Origin of the sequence: Vibrio pelagius, from assembly GCF_024347575.1 — a bacterium.
GTDB classification, from domain to species: domain Bacteria; phylum Pseudomonadota; class Gammaproteobacteria; order Enterobacterales; family Vibrionaceae; genus Vibrio; species Vibrio pelagius.
Genome location: NZ_AP025503.1, coordinates 198451 through 216316, shown reverse-complemented (window position 1 = coordinate 216316; position 17866 = coordinate 198451). Strand labels below are relative to the sequence as shown.

General features: G+C 37.6%; 16 protein-coding genes and 3 pseudogenes. 3 read left to right on the top strand and 16 right to left on the bottom strand.

What is annotated here, in order from left to right; translation table 11 throughout:
* Positions 1 to 4 precede the first annotated feature (4 nt).
* The 13 genes and pseudogenes from vsple_RS00985 to vsple_RS00930 form a co-directional block, all read right to left on the bottom strand.
* Positions 5 to 799 (bottom strand): hypothetical protein, encoded by a 795-nt coding sequence (locus tag vsple_RS00985; RefSeq protein WP_261882423.1) that lies wholly within the window; start codon positions 797 to 799, stop codon positions 5 to 7.
* Complete coding sequence (locus vsple_RS00980; RefSeq protein ID WP_261882422.1) at positions 787 to 1443, bottom strand: glycosyltransferase family 32 protein; 657 nt, start codon at positions 1441 to 1443, stop codon at positions 787 to 789. The genes vsple_RS00985 and vsple_RS00980 overlap by 13 nt, the downstream gene beginning before the upstream one ends.
* The gene (locus vsple_RS21980) at positions 1444 to 2571 is read right to left on the bottom strand and encodes an EpsG family protein (RefSeq protein ID WP_420833792.1); all 1128 of its coding nucleotides are present in this window, start codon (positions 2569 to 2571) and stop codon (positions 1444 to 1446) included. It abuts the gene before it with no gap.
* Between the two features lie 41 nt (positions 2572 to 2612).
* The gene (locus vsple_RS00975; protein ID WP_261882421.1) at positions 2613 to 3614 is read right to left on the bottom strand and encodes a glycosyltransferase family 2 protein; all 1002 of its coding nucleotides are present in this window, start codon (positions 3612 to 3614) and stop codon (positions 2613 to 2615) included.
* 11 nt (positions 3615 to 3625) lie between these two features.
* Complete coding sequence (locus tag vsple_RS00970; RefSeq protein WP_261882420.1) at positions 3626 to 4714, bottom strand: polysaccharide pyruvyl transferase family protein; 1089 nt, start codon at positions 4712 to 4714, stop codon at positions 3626 to 3628.
* Positions 4715 to 4728: 14 nt separating this feature from the next.
* Positions 4729 to 6462 (bottom strand): thiamine pyrophosphate-binding protein, encoded by a 1734-nt coding sequence (locus vsple_RS00965; RefSeq protein WP_261882419.1) that lies wholly within the window; start codon positions 6460 to 6462, stop codon positions 4729 to 4731.
* A gap of 72 nt (positions 6463 to 6534) precedes the next feature.
* On the bottom strand, positions 6535 to 7377 hold the full coding sequence (locus vsple_RS00960) for an SDR family NAD(P)-dependent oxidoreductase (protein ID WP_261882418.1): 843 nt from the start codon (positions 7375 to 7377) through the stop codon (positions 6535 to 6537).
* A 5-nt stretch (positions 7378 to 7382) separates the two neighbouring features.
* On the bottom strand, positions 7383 to 8915 hold the full coding sequence (locus vsple_RS00955; RefSeq protein ID WP_261882417.1) for a lipopolysaccharide biosynthesis protein: 1533 nt from the start codon (positions 8913 to 8915) through the stop codon (positions 7383 to 7385).
* Between the two features lie 171 nt (positions 8916 to 9086).
* Positions 9087 to 9287: a hypothetical protein gene (locus tag vsple_RS00950; protein ID WP_261882416.1), complete on the bottom strand. Its 201-nt coding sequence runs from the start codon at positions 9285 to 9287 to the stop codon at positions 9087 to 9089.
* 144 nt (positions 9288 to 9431) lie between these two features.
* Complete coding sequence (locus vsple_RS00945) at positions 9432 to 9734, bottom strand: ISAs1 family transposase (RefSeq protein ID WP_261882415.1); 303 nt, start codon at positions 9732 to 9734, stop codon at positions 9432 to 9434.
* Positions 9735 to 9796: 62 nt separating this feature from the next.
* Positions 9797 to 10045: a hypothetical protein gene (locus tag vsple_RS00940; RefSeq protein WP_261882414.1), complete on the bottom strand. Its 249-nt coding sequence runs from the start codon at positions 10043 to 10045 to the stop codon at positions 9797 to 9799.
* 339 nt (positions 10046 to 10384) lie between these two features.
* Positions 10385 to 10707 (bottom strand): annotated as a pseudogene (locus vsple_RS00935) (hypothetical protein).
* A 27-nt stretch (positions 10708 to 10734) separates the two neighbouring features.
* Positions 10735 to 11802, bottom strand: a pseudogene (locus vsple_RS00930) (helix-turn-helix domain-containing protein).
* 291 nt (positions 11803 to 12093) lie between these two features.
* On the opposite strand from vsple_RS00930, the gene vsple_RS00925 reads away from it, so the two are divergent.
* The 3 genes and pseudogenes from vsple_RS00925 (at position 12094) to vsple_RS00915 (ending at position 13630) form a co-directional block, all read left to right on the top strand.
* Entirely contained in the window at positions 12094 to 12555 is a 462-nt protein-coding gene (locus vsple_RS00925; protein ID WP_261882413.1) for a hypothetical protein, read from the top strand.
* Positions 12555 to 13040: pseudogene (locus vsple_RS00920) on the top strand (N-acetylmuramoyl-L-alanine amidase); the annotation flags it as partial. The gene vsple_RS00925 and the pseudogene vsple_RS00920, both read left to right, overlap by 1 nt.
* 254 nt (positions 13041 to 13294) lie before the next feature.
* On the top strand, positions 13295 to 13630 hold the full coding sequence (locus vsple_RS00915; RefSeq protein ID WP_255231629.1) for a hypothetical protein: 336 nt from the start codon (positions 13295 to 13297) through the stop codon (positions 13628 to 13630).
* Positions 13631 to 13755: 125 nt separating this feature from the next.
* Here the strand turns inward: vsple_RS00915 and vsple_RS00910 are convergent, their stop codons facing one another.
* The 3 genes from vsple_RS00910 to vsple_RS00900 all read right to left on the bottom strand — a co-directional run bounded on the left by vsple_RS00910 (position 13756) and on the right by vsple_RS00900 (position 17760).
* Positions 13756 to 15927: a polysaccharide biosynthesis tyrosine autokinase gene (locus tag vsple_RS00910; RefSeq protein WP_261882411.1), complete on the bottom strand. Its 2172-nt coding sequence runs from the start codon at positions 15925 to 15927 to the stop codon at positions 13756 to 13758.
* A 174-nt stretch (positions 15928 to 16101) separates the two neighbouring features.
* The gene (locus vsple_RS00905; RefSeq protein ID WP_261882410.1) at positions 16102 to 16542 is read right to left on the bottom strand and encodes a low molecular weight protein-tyrosine-phosphatase; all 441 of its coding nucleotides are present in this window, start codon (positions 16540 to 16542) and stop codon (positions 16102 to 16104) included.
* An 81-nt stretch (positions 16543 to 16623) separates the two neighbouring features.
* Positions 16624 to 17760, bottom strand: coding sequence for a polysaccharide export protein (locus vsple_RS00900; RefSeq protein ID WP_261882409.1), 1137 nt, complete (start codon positions 17758 to 17760; stop codon positions 16624 to 16626).
* Positions 17761 to 17866 lie beyond the last annotated feature (106 nt).

The window sequence follows — 17866 nt, the reverse complement described above, 5'->3', positions numbered from 1 at the left end:
CCACCTAACCATTAACCTTGTCTACATACATTTCAATTTCTTCAGCACTTCCATGCTGAAAATAAAAACATGAGCTTTCAAAGTTGATAGGTCTATCTCTCCCATAACCAATTGAAAAGAAATCATACGAGCCAACAATTTTTGAAAGCATATTTTGAGGTCGACGTAATATTTTTTTTAGTAGCTCATTCTTTGGTGACACAAAAATAACTTTTGGAATAAATTTGAACAATGGACTAGTAGCTAAGCTAAACTTACGCTCTGGTGGTAAACTGAAATCCGTGTACTTGATATTGTACAAATTGGACAAAAATGTATCTAGCTTGTCTTTTTTTATTATGAAAAATGATTGTTGTAAAGAGTTTGAATGATCATTACATTTACCAAATGCATAAGAAGACTTCATTTCTTTTATACATCTTTCGATTATGTTATTACCATATAACAGTACATCCTGCTCTACATATACATAATAATCGCAATCGCAGCTAGAAGCATAAGATGCGGAGACTAAAACAGATCTCATCCAACCCGAAAACTTACCTCTATGGTTTGTTGAGTGTCCAGCATTTTCATTTAGTGATATAAATGTGATGTCATCTCTAATTGAAGGTTTTATTGGTGAATTACTATCAACAATAATAATTTGCTCTGGATTAGTGAACCTATCAATAGAGAGCTTCCAAAGCTCATGAAAATCTTTACCTCTGATTTCATCATCGCCATAGAAGACATCTCTAATATCAGAAATATCACTACACCACCAACCTGAACCAATAATGTATTTTATCTTCTCCATTTTAAACTCTTAACTTTCTGAATAAAAATATTTTTAAGTGCGTCTACTCGACTAACATTCCAGGATTTACCCCAATGATGTATAGCATAAGTATTATCTTTAATATCAGAATACATCAATTGGTCTAGACTGTTTTCTCTATATGGGTTATACGGATAAAAAAAACATTCAGGATATACTTTGATAGATATATTGCACTCATTTACGATATTTGTTGTTATCCTTGGTATAGCTTTGTAGACGCCGACGTTATTGTCATAATATTCCAGCAATTTATCAATCAAAATATGGTTAGCTTCGAAAGCCATAACACCATTACTTAATCTATCCGGAGCTTCATAGCCAAGAAAAGACTCCTCTAATAGAGGATGAAAGTTTTTTACACACTCCATATCTGCATCAACATAAATACCACCGTGCTTCTTCAAGATATAACATCTTAAATAATCTGATGCAAATGCAACTTTATTATCAGACATAGCTTTTTGAAAATACGCAGGGATATCATCTAAAAATATACTTTCATCCCATACAGAAAAATCCCAGTCAGGATGTACAGTTTTCCAGGACTCTATGCACCGTTTATATAGCACAGGCATATCTTTACCAATCCAAATACAATGTATATGTTTAGGAACTGACATTTATAAATCTCCAAAATATTCAAAAATGGAATATGTTTCTATATCATTATTTCTAAATGGAATATTTGTCTTGTTAGAATCATTTATACCTACAAACCGAAAAATAGAGAAACATATAAGTAAGGATAATACAATTCGATGGGAAAGCTTTATCTTAAAATCTTGCTCCAATGACAATAAGTATATAAACAACGGAGACAACCATAGTATCGGGTACGATATACGTGTAGGCAGAATCGAGTAATCCCTAAAGAATAAAGCGAAATAATACAAAGACAAAAACAAGAAAGTTATAGGCTTTAGATCGATCTTTTTCTTCGTTTTAATCAATAACAGAAAAGCCAAATGCAATGGAATTAATAATGTACTGTAAATTTTGATACTTACATCAAGCTCATCTTGCCTCAAAAAAAAATCCAACTTTCTATTTAGGGCATAACTTATACCAGAAAATCCAGATAAAAAAGACGTAAGCATCTCTACTGTGATCGGCAATGCTAATGCTAGCATGAATAAAACAATTAGATGGGTCCTATATATTGAAGGCTTGAACATTTTAGAAAAAGCAAGCATCAACAAATATAATATTGATGACGAGTGACTAAATACAGACAATAGTAAAAAAAAGATTTTAAAACCAAAACTTCTTACAATAAGAGCAATAAGCAATAAACACACTGCTAATGATTGTCTATATAAATATAACTGCGTTTGAAAATATATAGGATATGTTAGCAACAAAATAAAAAATCTAAGGAAATCATACTTCCCAAACTTGATAAGATAAATTAATAACAATCCATTTATTATTAATGATGTAGTTTGTAGCAGTACTTTAAACTCAACCCCTAATGAGTTAAATAAGCTGAAAATATATAATATAAAGGGCTCAGAATAAAACTCATACCTAAAGTATTCATTATCAATATTGCTATACAATAAGCTGTAGTTACTTAAGTCTCCAGTAACATCCACTGAAGAACAAAGCAAAGTAGAAATAATTAGTTGAACTATACCTACAGGAATTAGTAGCCTATTTGAAATGCAAGTTGCCAAAAGTGCGTTTATTATTAGTACAATCCATAAAGGAGCAAAAAAAATAAGAACTATGGATACAACTATATACATTATAAAAAACGTATTATTGGCTTCATATTTAACTTGTGAAGTCATAAGAACCTAGATAACTTATTTTTTATACTTAACAGGAAAGGGTTAGAAATCATTAACAGTTTTAAAATCTTAATGGACAAACCAAACCCTATAATTCCAGAGGCGGCCATTGGGTATTTAATATAGTAAGGCTGCCTTGATTTTGTGATGTATTTATTAGACTCTGGGTACATAAGCCAAATGGACTTGGGTACATTTGGTAACATACTTTGCATTATCCAACATTTTTGGTTTAATTTAAATATATCAATATAGTACAAGACCTCATCACTTGAAAACAAAGACGTTAGTCTACCTTCAATAAAATCAATAGATTTTATTATTTGGTTAACCTTTTTCTTATCCATTTTTTTAGTAATAGATGATGGGTTGTCATTATTATAATATACAAGCGCATCATTTATATATGAAATGGAAGATGAACAATTAAAAACATCTATAAAGAATATAAGATCTTCGCAATAATTAATATTAACAGGAAAAATAATATTGTTCCTAATTATTACTTCCTTTCTAACCAATTTATTCCAACTGAACCCACTTATATCACCCACAAGCATCGCATTTATATACTCAATACTACTATTATATCTAGGCTCAATTACTAGTAATTCTTTTGATCTAAATACTTTTTTATAATTACAGATAACAATGTCAGAGTCATTAGTAATTGCGTTAAGATAAAGCTTTTCTATCCAGTTCTTTTCACACCAGTCATCACTATCTAATTGTATTACATATTCACCCTTGGCAAGTCTTATTCCTTCATTTCGTGTAAAAGATACTCCCTTATTTTCTCTGTTAATTAATCGTACAAATTTCTTTGTAGGTGTTCTCTCTAGAATACTCTTAATAAGAAATAGGCTATTGTCTTTTGAACCATCATCTATAATTATTATCTCTAATTCTTCAAGAGTTTGAGATAACAATGATGACAAGGTTTTTTCAATATATTTTTCACTATTGTAAACCGGAACAATTACAGAAACTTTTGCCATAAATATCCCCACTAAACATTAAGAGACGAAACTAAGTAATCTTCAGCTTCTTTCCTTAATGAATTCAACCTTTCATATGCAGTATCAAAGCATACATCTTTCTCGATCAATTCATTTAAATCACACATATTGTCAATATGACGATCCAATAAACCTAATTCTTTAAGTATACCGTTTGATCTACTATCTATACCATTTCCAAATTTCATAGTAAAAAATGGGATTTTATTAATTATAGAAAAAACTGTGCCGTGAAAACTCGATGTAATTACAAAGCTAGCATGCTTAAACAAACCTAGGAATTCTTGTGGTGAAGCAGTTGTTATAATGTCTTTAGCTGTTTTATAGTTGGTTTTTGCACTTATAACTTTCACTTCATATTTATATTTTTTTCTAATAGTTTCTATAAACATAGGTGTTAACGGGTGGTTTTCAACCTCATACACCAAAACATATTTTTCACTCAGCTTTGGCTGTATTGCTATCTCGTCCCACTCTTGTACTGGCAATAATAATGTTGGGTCAATTGTTAAGTTCGAACTAAAGTTAAATTTTTCTTTTATCTTAATCCCTAATTCGCTTTCTCTGACTGAAATATGACTCAAATTCTTTAATAATTTCAAAAATTCAGTGTCGTGAAAATACTCTTCATGTTCTATTGCTCTTCCCATACTAGCTGCGTAAGAAATAACTTTATCGCAAACTAAATTTTCGTTGACACCAAAAAAAATAGGATCGAAACCACCTGTAATAAAAGGATTCCAAATCTGGTCACTACCAATAACTACACAATCACAAGAAATTTTTTCTTTTAAGAGTCGGTGTGGTAGATTTTCTCTTATAAACAAATCAAAAGATCTTTTTCTAATGATTACTCTTTTAAAATCTAATAATTGCTTAATAGATTTTATTACAAATCTCTTAGAACCTTTTTTATAATACGGAAAAAGGCGATAGTTCTCATCCAATGCTTCATTGTCAAATTCTATAAAAAATGGGTCTAATCCTAACAAATTTAACTTCCGCTTTAGCGCATAAGCTTGTAATACAGCGCCGTAATTATGAGCCTTATAGAAAGTTACTATACCAACTGTTTTCATATTACTTATACTCTTTATCCACGTATTTTTCTGACTAATTTTAGACCTTTAGTGCCAATAATATTCTTAGCTTGTTTCTTTAGCTTTAAATCTTTATCTACTATAATGTTATGCATTAATTTGAGAGCATGGCTTTCATCTACATCATTAGTAAAAACCTCTAATACTATTGAACTATCTGACTTGGAGCTATCAGTAAATTCCTCAGATACATTCAAGAACTCTTCTTTATTATTTGCACTAAGATACTTCAGCCCCAAATTTTCAACATAGTTTTTAACCAAATCACCAGATTTATTGCCAAAGTGTTGAGCTGCTGAAATGAAATCGTCACTTGTACTGGAAAAATAAGATGCATGGTGATCATAGTTCTTAAACTCAGTACCTTTACCATTATTTATCAACAAAATTCTAAGATTCTTGCCAACATGACGATTTCCTAACGCATTCATATCGTAAAAAAACGCTAAATCTCCAACCACGCAAAAATAAGTACGTTCTGAATTAACTAGTGATGAACCAATTACTGTCGATAGTGGTCCATCTATACCAAAGCCACCAACATTAGCTGTTGTAGAGATGCTTGAATCCAATTCAAAAAAGTTCCATGATCTCAAACTATTCAAAATAGCAAAGTGAATAAAACAGCCCATTGGTAATTTATTAGATAAGATCGAAGCTGTCCAAATATTAGAAAATGGAATTTCTGGTATATTTTCACTTAATTTATATTGGATATCCTTAAACTTAGTATAGTAACTAGATTCGAGCTCTACACTCTTGCTATACGACTCGAAGAATTCTTTTTCACTCATTTCGAAAGTATATCTTAGCTTTCTATAGGTATCCTTAATTTCTCCATCTTCATTTACTCGCCAAATATTACCACCTATTAGGTTAGATATAGAATAATCACCTGTAATTTCACCAATATGAATTAGTACATCCGGCTTTAGGTCAGTTTTATTTAAAAATGCTTGAAAACCAATCAATGATGAAAGTATACGATACTTTCCTCTATAACCACTTGAATGATCGCACAAAACTACTGCATTATTTGACGCACAGAATTTATCTAAGCTTTCTGTCTCTTCTATACTCCACTTTTTGTGTGAACCTATGAAAACAGCAACTTTTCCTTTTAACTCTGGTAGCGTTGAATGTTTTGTTATACGTTCTATCTTTCTAAATGTTGGCAATTTTTTAACATCAAAAGGTAGTGTAAATGTCGTTGGCAAATTAATATGTACAGGTCCGCCACCATTACGCGTTAACTCTAAAATAGCTTGATTTAGTTTTATTTCACAATCCCATAAATCTTCATCATCCTTTATCACAGGTAGAGTAACACTTAATTTGACCACATCATTCTGAATAACACTTCTATCTATTACTTGCGCAATATTATGTCCGACACGCGAAGTTGGTTGAGTCGAAGTAACAGCAAGAATGGGTATTTTACGATAATATGCTTCAGTAAGAGCGGGTAAATAATTACGCGAAGCAGTAGCACCAGTACAACTTAAAACAACTATTTCCCCACTTTCTTCGGCCAAACCACAAGCCAAATATGCAGCAGATCTTTCATCTACTGCAGAGTATATTTCAAAGAAAGGATCATTTTGTATACTTCCAATAAAGGAAATGTTTGTATTACCTGGAGATGCTACTACTTTTTTTATACCACTCTCTTTCAATAAAAAAATGAGCATCTGGGCATTTTTTTCTCTAGTATATAAGCACGACATAATTTACCTCTAAGTTTTTTGATAATTCTGGTGTTGACATTACATATAGAACTCTATTGACATTTATAAAAATCATTTACCAAGAATATATCCACCATCACAAATAATTGTTTGACCAACTATAAAATTTGCAGAGTCAGAAATTAAAAATGCGGCTAGTTCTGCTATTTCTTCAGGTAATCCATATCTGTTGGGAAGAGTCATACTATCATAAATGTTATTATCACTACTTTTATTTAACATAGGTGTAGCTGTTCTGCCAGGTGCTATACCATTAACAATAATACCTTTAGGAGCAAGAGCTTTTGCTAAGCCTTCTGTTAATCCCAATACATCCCATTTTGTTAATCCATATGGAATTACAGAACCGTAGAATCCACTTGTTGACGATATATTTAAAATTTTCCCTTTAACTTTTTTACTTATCCAGTAGTTAGATATACATTGAGATAAAAAGTATATTGCCTTGGAGTTAACGGAGTATGTTTTATCCCACGCTTCTTCTTTTACTCGAGGAAAACTCTGCTCAACGAGAACACCGGCATTATTTACTAGAACGTCAATACCACCTAATAATCTTACTACTTCATCAAACTTTTCATCTAATAAACTAAGATTAGCAACATCCCACTTAAGGACAAATAATCGATCACTATCTATCTTGTTTTTTGCTTTTTCTAAATTGTCTATTGAACGACCTGTTATTAGAACGAAAGCACCTTCTTCTATGGCCTTTTTAGCTATAAAAAAACCAATGCCTGTAGTCCCTCCTGTAACGACTATTCGTTTCCCTTTCAACCTAGAGTCATAATTAACTTGTACAATATTGGCATATGTAACTCCACCATTTCGCAACAAACTTACCATAAAGTTCTTAATAGTAACGATGTTACGTAACACTGACTTTATGTTCATAAAACCTAACCTTTTTGAAAAATATTTAAATACTTATTATATATGATATCTTTTATTTTTACCTTATATTCAATATTTAACCCAATATAGAACATTAAAATGGTAGTTATTATCATAGATGCGACTACATTTACAATTGAAAAAATCAATCCATCTGGGAGCATTAGTTTAAAAGCATATGTAAATATTAATGATGTACTAGAAATTACCGCTATTGGGATAAGAGCACTGTAAAGATAAGTTGATATAGAAAACTTAATTAATCTAGATAATAAAATTAATCTTACAACAAACATAAGTATATTAATAATAATAGCAACAATAAATACAGAGTAAGCTTCATATCCTAAACGTAAAAATAAGTAAGACAATATCAGTATGAAAATTTGCATTACACCTAGTATTGTTTCATATTGTTTCATTTTTCCAGGTGCTCTTGCTGCAGTCGATAATGGCAAACTAATAGACACCAACAATACCTCAATCAAAGCTAACTGGCTGAACAAAACTGCATTAGCCGGAACATCTTCTAACCAAATATCAAGAACAATTTGCATTTCAAATAATAATGGCAAGGAAAATATCCACATTAAGAAGAACGTAAGTTTAGAGCCTTCGATAACAGTTAAATTAAGCTCTTTATTGTTTCCTTTAGCGTAATTTTTGATAATCTCCGGATATAGTGCCGTATTGAAATTATTCGAAAATAAATTTATCTGAGAGGATATAGCAACTGCGATAGCACGGGCTGCAGCTGTTGCCGGATTAAAAAACTGGTTAAGAAGTATTGTTACTGCTTGATTTCTAATAACATTGGTCACTGCCCCAAACAAACTCCAGCCAGCAAAATTAAACATTTCTTTAAAAAGATTTTTATCAAAATAAAATCTTTTAAATTGAACTTCGCTATACTTAATTGAGCATGTAAACAAATAGACAAGAAAAACAATTGAGGACACAAGCAATACTAGAAGAGCATATAATTCTAACTTGTCCATTGGTATGTATTCTAAGCTCGAAACAGCCAGAAGTCTTAATATAGACTCAAATATAGATATATACGCAAAATACTTCATATCCTCATGAGCTATTATTATAGCAACAAAAGGCGCCGTAGAAAAGCTAAAAAGAAATGAAAAAACACTATAGTGATAAAGTGAAATTGCAGAACTCATCATATCTTGTGGTAAAATTAAAACATCTTTTACAAACCATAGCCCTATCGATTCTAGTACAATCAAACCTATTATAACCATACATATGTAAATCACTAAGTTTGAAGAAAATGTATATTTAAGTAGGTTAATATCATCCTTACCCAATGCATATGATATATATCTTTGTGTGGCTGAACTCATCGTACCTGTCAAAAACGAACATAGGGTAACCACGCCAGCAACCACAGTGTAAATACCATAACCTTCTATACCTAGAGCACCCAAAGCAACTCTAACTGTATATAGAGACACTAACACAACAAATGCTTGTCTAAAATAGAGTATTAATGTGCTTTTAAAAATTTTTTTTTGCTTTTGCATATAAACCTAAAATAAATTCAACTTGATACCACTGTCACGGAAACCGTATAAACATCGCTGTAATATAAGGCTAATTAGAGCATCAGGGCTCCCGCATGAGTTAAATCTTTGTAGAAGACCTAAGTCCCAAACAAAACTCTCTCGGAGGTCATTATTTAGCGCACATTTTAATTAACGCCGTTTCAATGTCCCTTTCATCTCTACAAGCTTGATAAAGTTCATGCACATTTGACGTATACGAGAAAGATTTTCTTCTGCGTGCTTATAAGTTATTCGGCTGTCGTCTTCATTCATCACAGCGTCTAACCACCAGTGCATACTTTCAACACTCCAGTGACCGCGGCATGATTGACCAAATTCTTCGGCTTTCATATCCTTTGAAGAAATGAAGTATCTAATACCAACACTACCTGTATCATCGCCATTTTTTCAGGTACGTCACCGCTACACATAAGCTTTTTAAACCTTTCCATTTTATCGCAAAGTCGCCAAACTTCTCTGTGAGTCAGGGCAAGATTACGAAACCCCTTGGCCCGCAAGGACTAGCGAAAGGTAACGAGTATTCCTGTTTGCTTTTCGCTGCTTTCTTTGTAAACCTGCTTCAAAGGTTTTTTCATTAGTTAACATGTTAAGCGCCATATGGCGGATCACAGCTAAGTTTTCCCCAGCGAACTCTCGCTGAATACGGCATTTATCCTCATTCGTACCCACGTCCAAACGCCAATGCATTTGAACTTCTATACTCCAATGCGCACGAGATGCTTCTAACAGCTCTTGAGAGCCTAAGTCAGCTAAGCTGAATATCGAATGCTCATACACTCTGCTTGCTTGTCACCTTCTTGTCTAATCGAGGCTACCATGCCAATTGTCTTTAATTTGGCTCAGTCATAAGCAATATCGCCCAACAAAGACGTGTCATGACACAAGAGCGCTAAGCCTGTTTCTGTACGTCCATGTCCTCGATCCTGAATACAATACTTATCGCCATCATAGTCATTAATCATACTCGAGTTGAACGTCTTACTTATTGTCTGATCGAGCTTTTCCTGATTACCTTTCACTGATAGAAGGTAATCGGCATCTTTGTTGACGATTTGTTTTGCAATCTCTTTAAGCATATGCATGTACATGAATTTTCCTGCAGCGATGACAAAAAAGTGTCTCAGTCCATGTTAAGCCACTGAGACACTTTTTATTCATTTTGAGACAGTCGATTCTCGCCCATCCCTTGTAAAATCTAGATTTTGCTCTCTTTTTAAAAACGGCCCCAATAGGCAACCAACTCACCATTTAGCGTAACGTTGTTACTTGCGGTGGGCTGCGCTTGGGTACGCTACCGCCCTTAGGTTTGGCTCCTAAAGGCAAGAATCAGTTTATGCGTTTTTAATACGTTTTTTTATTTCGGTAGGATTCTAGCAAAATGTGTGCATATAAACTACCGCAACATAGCTATCTTTTCGCTTAAGTTTTTACCACGCTTTAAGCCAGTGAAAGCACTGCACATTATGCAAAAACTGCGTGCCAATGAAAAAACGGTTCTCTTTCGCTACATCGCAGTAGCGTTTCTCTATATCGATAAAAATATTACCGTTTCGATATAGCGACACAAAGCTTTCGTTGTTATTCACGGCCAGTAGCGTCTTGATTTCTGTGCGTGTTAACCCTTGCGGGTAATGCGCAGCTAACAGGGTTAAAACTCCCCAATACGCCCTTCTACTCTTGCGACTTCTTGTGCCAAGATGGCGGCTTTTTCATCCGTTGTTAATACTTTTAAGCGATTGCTGCTGTCCATAGCCTGCCCTACCTTTCTCTTTTGTTTTTAGCTCGATTCAGGGGTGCGAGATTGAATCAAGGCTTGAATGCGCGCTTCAAATGGATTGACTCTGTTTTTAGCGTGATACTCCGCCAATGCCTGCGTAACAGGTGTTGCTTGCTCAGTTTCAGTTCTTGAAGGGCGATCGTTATCCAATGCGTTGCGATTATCTGGGTTCAAGCCCTTTCTCTGTTTTGATGCTTTTTTGGATTTTGGCTTCTTTGCCGTTTGAAACTTTTCCGCTTGAACCTTTTCACTTCGAGTAACCGCTGACGATGCGCCTTGCTTAGCCTTGGCTTGCGCACTGCGCCTTAACCAACCGTTCACAAAGTGGCCAATATGCTCAAAAGGTTTACGTTTCTCTGGGTTAACATAGAGCCACGCTTGCATGGCGTGCAGCTCTTGCTGCACATCTAGTTTGGGGTAGGTGCGTTCTAATATGTGGTAAAACTCTTGGTAAACTGGCGCACTACCCTCCTTGGTCAGTAGGTGAATCACCGCTTCGTCTTGTGCCTGCTCTTGTGGTGGTTGTGATGATTGTGATGATGGCGCACTGTTTTGCTTCGCTGCCTGCGCACTTTGATCAGTATTGAGCCCTGTTTTATGTTCTTTTTGAAAGATTATGTGTGTCAAGGGATCACTCTCTGTGTCTGTCATGGTGACACTCTGGTGGGTGTCACATTCGTCACTTTATGGTAGCGCGGTGTTGAACTCTGCTTGAGCTTTGTGTTGAGCTTTACCTTGAACAATGGCTTCTTGATCTGCGCTTTCTAGGTCATCCTGCTCAATGTGGCAGGCACTCTCACTCGGTAAGCGCAGTTGATACAAGTTACTGCGTTGACGCCCTGAACCATCAAAGCGCTTTATACGCTTCACAAAACCTTGCTTCTCTAATTCGTTAATGTGCCGCTTTACGGTTCTGACCGATACTTCACAATATTGCGCTAAGTAACTTAACGAGGGGAAACAGACACCACGCGCATCGGCGTTGTCGGCCAGTTTGAGTAACACCAATTTGCTGATCGGTGAGCCCGTTTTTAATGGAATAAATGAAAGAATCAAAGAAACACACATTCGATAACACTCCTTATTACTATGGCTTTTTTAATAGACAGCCGATGACATTCAGAGCATTAACAACACTTTTTATGAATATGGGGGCGAAGCGAAGGTAAGATAATCCGTAACAAAACATGTTTTGCAGTTCTGTTCGCAAGGCTATGCAACACGTGTTATTGCTGAGTTTTCCTTACTTAGAAACAGCTCTCATTTTTTATGCAAGCGAATAAATTTTACTATTCGTACCGCCCCCAATCGATCGCCTTGCATTACATTGCTCATCCCTTAGCAACCACAAGGTGTTTAATGAAGGCAATCATCTCTGTTTTTATTTCAGCGTACCTGCCCAGCATGGCGAGCTTTGAATGTCGGGCGGATTCCGTTTGCGGTAATACTAATCAAACGCCCTGTCATCACACGTTCAACCACGACGAACTCGCTTGGGCGATACTGCGAGCGAAAAAGCAGTACCCCATCGGATACTGCATCACCTACCTGCATTATGTGAGTTACCAATTCGAATATGCTAAAGCCGTTCGAGTGGCCTTGAATGAACAGCTCTGTCGGCTTGAACAAGAGAGAGAAAAAGGGGGAACACAAAAACACAACGTGTCACTTCTATGTTTACAACAGCAAAGTTTGCAACAACAAGGTATGCAACAGCAACGCCGACTACAGCGATCGTTACATCAATGGATACGACAACAAGAGGATAAATTTTGCCAAGCACTCCACCACCAGTTGAACCAGCTCGTAAGCAACGACTAATGCTTGATAACTCAACTATCAACTTGTTAGTAGTCGCATTGCCAGAACAAGTGATCACACTACTTCCCCTGATTAATAAAACAGTTGGTGCAGATTTTTCTTTTATCACTGTGCACTGCAGCGCAACGCCTTCAATCCAAGATATTGGTGTGACCGAGATTCGCAGTTGGCATAAAAATCGAGGCTGGCGAGATGTGGGGTACCATTTTGTGATTCGTCGCTGCGGTAAGGTTGAAATAGGACGTCCGTTGTCGCAAACCGGCGCGCATGTTAAAGGACACAACAAAGGCAATATTGGTGTTTGTTTGGTAGGAGGCTGCAATGCTGTCCAGCAACCTGAAGACAATTTTACCTTTGCTCAGCGCAAGGCTTTGTTTGGCCTAATCGAAGTGTTGCAAAAACGATTTTTGATAGCGGATAACAATGTTAAGGGACATAAAGATTGGGGAGTGAATAAGGCCTGTCCGGTGATGGTTTTGAGAGATGAAAAGCAGATACGGGATTCGAGTAAACGAGATTCGAAGAGTGGAAAAGCAGAGGTGAAGAGCGAGAGGGTAATACAGTCGAAGGGCTAAAGAGCAGATGAGAGTAGCGAGTAAACGGGATGCGATGATCTAAAGAGCGGATGCGAGATGCGAGTGACGGGAGGCGAAAAGACTGAAGTGCAGATACGGGATTCGAGTAGGCGAGAGGCTGAAGAGCGAGAAAGGCAGTATATAACCATCAATCAAGGAGTTGTATGACATTGTTCGGAAAGATATTTGGGAGCGAGTCTTCCATTAACAAAGGTTTAGAGGCACTGACCAACACAGGAGATGCGATGTTTTTTACTGATGAAGAAAAAGCGAAGCACAAGCTGGCACTATTAAAAGCGTATGAACCTTTTAAGTTGGTGCAGCGCTACATTGTGTTGCTGTTCACTATTCCTTATGTGGCGCTGCATGTCATGGTGATATTGGGTTGTATGCACGGCTACGATTGGAAACCATTAGGGGAGATGACCAATGAAGCTTTTGGTTATCCGGTTTTAGCAGCGATTGGATTGTATTTGACGGGAGGGGTGATTAAAAAATAGATTCGGGTAGCGAGTAATCGGGATGCGAAGGGCTTAAAAAGCAGATGCGGGTAACGCAGAGATAAAGAAGGGTTCGAGCGGCGCTTTTCGTATCTCGCCACTCGCATCCCGCATCTGATTTTAACCTACTTTTTATCGCTAGAATAAGCGTAGTTATAGTAACCATAGCCGTAAGAGCTTGAGGCCTTTTTCTCGATGGCGTTGAAAATGACACCTTTCACTTCAATACCAGATTGTTCAAAGCGATTGCGTGCTACATCGATCTCTTTAACCGTGTTTTGACCGAAGCGAGCAACCATTAACGTGGTACCAGCAAATGCACCCACAATACTTGGATCGGTTACAGCTAATACTGGTGGTGTATCAACAATTACCAGGTCGTACTCTTTAGATGCCCACTCCATCAGCTCCGCAAAGCGTGGGTGCATGAGAAGCTCTGATGGGTTTGGTGGTACTTGGCCGCGAGTGATAATGTCTAGGTTTTCAACTGGGGTTGCTTTGACCGATTCAGTAAAACCTTGCTTACCGCTCAACATATCAGAAAGGCCATTATCCCATGACACACCAAAGCTTTGCTGCAAATAGCCTTTACGCATATCCGCATCAATCAACAGCACCTTTTGGCCTGTTTTTGCTGCTACTGCCGCAAAGTTAGTTGAGATAAATGACTTACCGATACCTGGCGCAGGGCCAGAGATCATCAAGATATTGTTTTTCGCTTCAAGCATCGCAAAGTGCAAACTTGTACGAAGGCCGCGTAGCGCTTCAACAGAAAGATCGGCAGGGTTAGATTCTGCAAGCAAAGCTTGAGTTCCAGAGGTCTGTTTTTTCTTAGATTTAAAGCGGTTAGTTAATTCTAACTGTAGGTCTGATTTAGGTACCGCTGCGTAAACTGGTAAACCAATTTCTTCGATTTGATCTGCGCTTTCAACTCCGCGGTGGAACGCGGCTTTCACTAATACAAACGCCACACTTAACATGCCACCAAGTAGTGTCGCCAATACAACAATCAGTGGCTTCTTCGGTTTTACTGCACGCGCATAAGCTTGTGCATCATCCAAAATGCGTACATTACCCACGGTACCCGCTTTGATAATGCTGAGCTCTTGTACTTTGTTGAGTAGTTGAATATAGATCTGTTGGTTTACTTCCACGTCACGTGTCATACGTAGCACTTCACGTTGCGTTTTAGGTAGCTTTTGTACCTGCTTGTTTAAACGCTCTTTCTCTTTCAGCAGCGTTTCGCGCTTATCAAGCAGTGATTTATAAGCCGGGTGGTCTTTAGTAAAACGCTGGCTAATTTCACTCTCTTTAAACGTCAGTTCATTCAGCTGCGCTTCCAGTTCTACCATCACTTTTAGTGTTGACTGAGCTTCTAAGCCCAAATCAATCGATTCGTTTTCTTGGCGGTAATTGTTTAGCGTATCTTCAAATGTGGTTAGCTGAGATTTAATACCAGGAAGATGCCCCTCTAGGAAGGCCAAACTCTTCTCGGCTTCCGCTGAGTTGCGCTTTACATTTTGTAGGAAGTAGATTTGACTAATATGGTTTAAGATTTCAGAAATCTGCTGCTTATTCTCACCCTCAAAGCTTAGCTTCAGGATACCCGTTTGCTTACCTTGCTCGGACAAAGACAAAGATTGCTTGAGCCATTCAATAGCTTCAAGACGACTACGATTAGCGATGGCAAACTCAAAACCATCATGGGATTCAAAACCAGCAACAAATAGACTGTAATCATCTGCAGTGGCCAGTTGACCAATCTTACCCTCTAAGATGACACGTTCGTCTTCTCGAATCAGCTGATAAGTGTCCAGCTCTGCATCTAGGATACGAATCGTGTGCGCGTATTCACTGGCATAACCTGGAACCACAAAACGGCTAACGGAAATGTTGTTAACATCTCCGGTTAAACGAGCGATACCTTTGCCTACAACGGGCGCATAAATAGGAGAGGTGACCGTGGTTAAATTAAACTTATCGACCGTTTCACCTAAGATCATTCTCGATTTAATGATCTCAATTTCAGTGGTGGCAGAAGATTCTTGAGCGAACAGTTCGCCCATATCACCCACCATGGAAGAGATGCCGCCAGAGCTTTTCTCTTCAATCTGAATTAATGCATCCGCTTTATAGATAGGCGTGGATAACAGTGCAAATGCAACACCGCCAACTGCAAAGATAAACGTGGTAAAGATAATCCACCACTTAGCATCAAGCAAAATACCAAACAGTTTTCCTAAATCGATCTCATCTGAGTTATCAGTCTGTGTTTGCCTAGATGGTTGTGTTGTCATCGAAATACTATTTCCTAAAACTCGTACTATTTTGTTGGCTGGCTCATTAAAAACAAACCACCCTAAATCGTTTATGTTATCGTTTCTGCTGATTCAACGCTTACTCTTCTGAGTGAAACGCTTTGTTAAATCGATTGAAGCCTTGTTGAATTAATTACAGCGTTGCTAAATCGATTAAAGCTTTTTCGCCCATGCTTGTGCAGCTTCATCAATCAATTTATAAGCATGTTCAAAAGCCTCTCGACTCTGGCGGTAAGGATCAGGGATGTCGCGTTGCCCTATCCACTGGCCAAACAGCATGGTTTTACCGCGCGCTTCCGGAGATATCTGGGTTAACGCTTCCATATGGCCTTTTTCCATCACTAATATCAAATCATACTGCGCACAAAGCTGCGGCGTCACTTGTTGTGATTGGTGGGCTTCTACATCCACGCCATTTTCTGCTGCAATCAGAATTGCGGTTTCGTCTGCTGGTTTACCAATTAAACGGCTTTTTTCCGCGGCAATACCCGCTGAAGCGACGTGTTTGTTTGGTAATAACTTTTGTAAAACACGCTCCCCCGTTGGAGAGCGGCAAATATTACCAACACAAACTACAAGAATTTTATTAAACATAAATTGCAATCAACTATATAAAGTGGGCAACCATATAAACCGAGCCACACAGAATACGGCCCGATATTTAATCTACTTTATTTACGGCCAGTTACGAACGCGTAGTACGCCTTCCGTTAGGTCATTGAAACCAGTAATGGTCGGAACAAGTTGTCCGATGACACGGTTCCAACGGCTGATCGGCGCTGCCGTGACATAAACAATATCATACGGCTTCAAATCAAACTCGGTACCAATGACTAAAGCGGACGCATCTTCCATGTTCAGTTGGTAAATGTCCGCCATGCGTTCTGATTTATCATCAGAAGTTCGAATCACAAACACGCCTGTCGCATCAGCAGAAAGTTGGTTAATACCACCCACATTACTCAGCGCTTCGGTTAGACTCATGCCTACACGGTCAATCTTCAGTAACTGTGGTTCATTCACTTCGCCCATCACAAACACTTTTTGATTGTCATTGCGTGGTACATGAACAATATCGCCGGCTTGCAGCAAACGGTTTTGCGTTAAATCACCACGCTGCATCAGTCCATACAGTGAAATGTTCTCTTCAACACCATTACGCGTTAAAGAAACATTACGCCAATCGGCATTTTCAGAAAGACCGCCAGAGCGGTTTACCGCATCCAGCAGTGTTAACGGAATATTGGTGATTGGCTGTTGACCCGGCTTAGAAACTTCGCCAGTCACGTAGGTTTTCTTAGAGCGAAAAGCCGCAACATTGACATCCACTTGTGGGCTTTCAATGTACTTCGCTAAACGCTTGGCAACCTCTGCACGAATTTCACGCACAGTTTTGCCTGCAACTTCTACCGTGCCAATGTATGGGTAGAAAATGGTGCCATCGGCATGAACCCAGTTACCCGCTTCAGAAGCGCTACGGTAAGAGCCTGCAGGAATCGTCAGTTCTGGGTGATCCCATATTGTGATATTCAGAATATCGCCCACACCCACTTTGTACTCATACTTCGCGATATCAACATCTAACTCAGGGTTAGCTTGAGAGACAGATTGGATTTCGCTTTTATAACTAGAAACCGTTTGGGCGGTTAAAGGGTAAAGGTTAACAACATCTGAAATATCCGCAGTTTGTTGTTCCTCAGAAGGAAGGATCACATTCTTATCATCGGTAGTAAGGTGCGTGCCTGGAGTAGTACAGCCAACCAGTAAAGCGGGCAATAACGCAAGAAGGAGACGATTTTTCTTAATCTTCATGTTAACCAAATCATAGTTGAGAAAATGTAATCACATCCAAGTGATACAAGACAGATGACCTTACCATTAGCAGTGGCTTAAACGAATAGCAGCAGTTAAAACGGAA

What these genes read in the sequence shown, in the direction of transcription:
- vsple_RS00905 (WP_261882410.1), bottom strand. Translation starts at nt 16,542, where the DNA reads ATGTTTAATAAAATTCTTGTAGTTTGTGTTGGTAATATTTGCCGCTCT.
- vsple_RS00900 (WP_261882409.1), bottom strand. Translation starts at nt 17,760, where the DNA reads ATGAAGATTAAGAAAAATCGTCTCCTTCTTGCGTTATTGCCCGCTTTA.
- vsple_RS00910 (WP_261882411.1), bottom strand. Translation starts at nt 15,927, where the DNA reads ATGACAACACAACCATCTAGGCAAACACAGACTGATAACTCAGATGAG.
- vsple_RS00940 (WP_261882414.1), bottom strand. Translation starts at nt 10,045, where the DNA reads ATGTACATGCATATGCTTAAAGAGATTGCAAAACAAATCGTCAACAAA.
- vsple_RS00925 (WP_261882413.1), top strand. Translation starts at nt 12,094, where the DNA reads ATGAAGGCAATCATCTCTGTTTTTATTTCAGCGTACCTGCCCAGCATG.
- vsple_RS00970 (WP_261882420.1), bottom strand. Translation starts at nt 4,714, where the DNA reads ATGAAAACAGTTGGTATAGTAACTTTCTATAAGGCTCATAATTACGGC.
- vsple_RS00915 (WP_255231629.1), top strand. Translation starts at nt 13,295, where the DNA reads ATGACATTGTTCGGAAAGATATTTGGGAGCGAGTCTTCCATTAACAAA.
- vsple_RS00965 (WP_261882419.1), bottom strand. Translation starts at nt 6,462, where the DNA reads ATGTCGTGCTTATATACTAGAGAAAAAAATGCCCAGATGCTCATTTTT.
- vsple_RS00955 (WP_261882417.1), bottom strand. Translation starts at nt 8,915, where the DNA reads ATGCAAAAGCAAAAAAAAATTTTTAAAAGCACATTAATACTCTATTTT.
- vsple_RS00985 (WP_261882423.1), bottom strand. Translation starts at nt 799, where the DNA reads ATGGAGAAGATAAAATACATTATTGGTTCAGGTTGGTGGTGTAGTGAT.
- vsple_RS00980 (WP_261882422.1), bottom strand. Translation starts at nt 1,443, where the DNA reads ATGTCAGTTCCTAAACATATACATTGTATTTGGATTGGTAAAGATATG.
- vsple_RS00960 (WP_261882418.1), bottom strand. Translation starts at nt 7,377, where the DNA reads ATGAACATAAAGTCAGTGTTACGTAACATCGTTACTATTAAGAACTTT.
- vsple_RS00950 (WP_261882416.1), bottom strand. Translation starts at nt 9,287, where the DNA reads ATGAAAGCCGAAGAATTTGGTCAATCATGCCGCGGTCACTGGAGTGTT.
- vsple_RS21980 (WP_420833792.1), bottom strand. Translation starts at nt 2,571, where the DNA reads ATGTATATAGTTGTATCCATAGTTCTTATTTTTTTTGCTCCTTTATGG.
- vsple_RS00975 (WP_261882421.1), bottom strand. Translation starts at nt 3,614, where the DNA reads ATGGCAAAAGTTTCTGTAATTGTTCCGGTTTACAATAGTGAAAAATAT.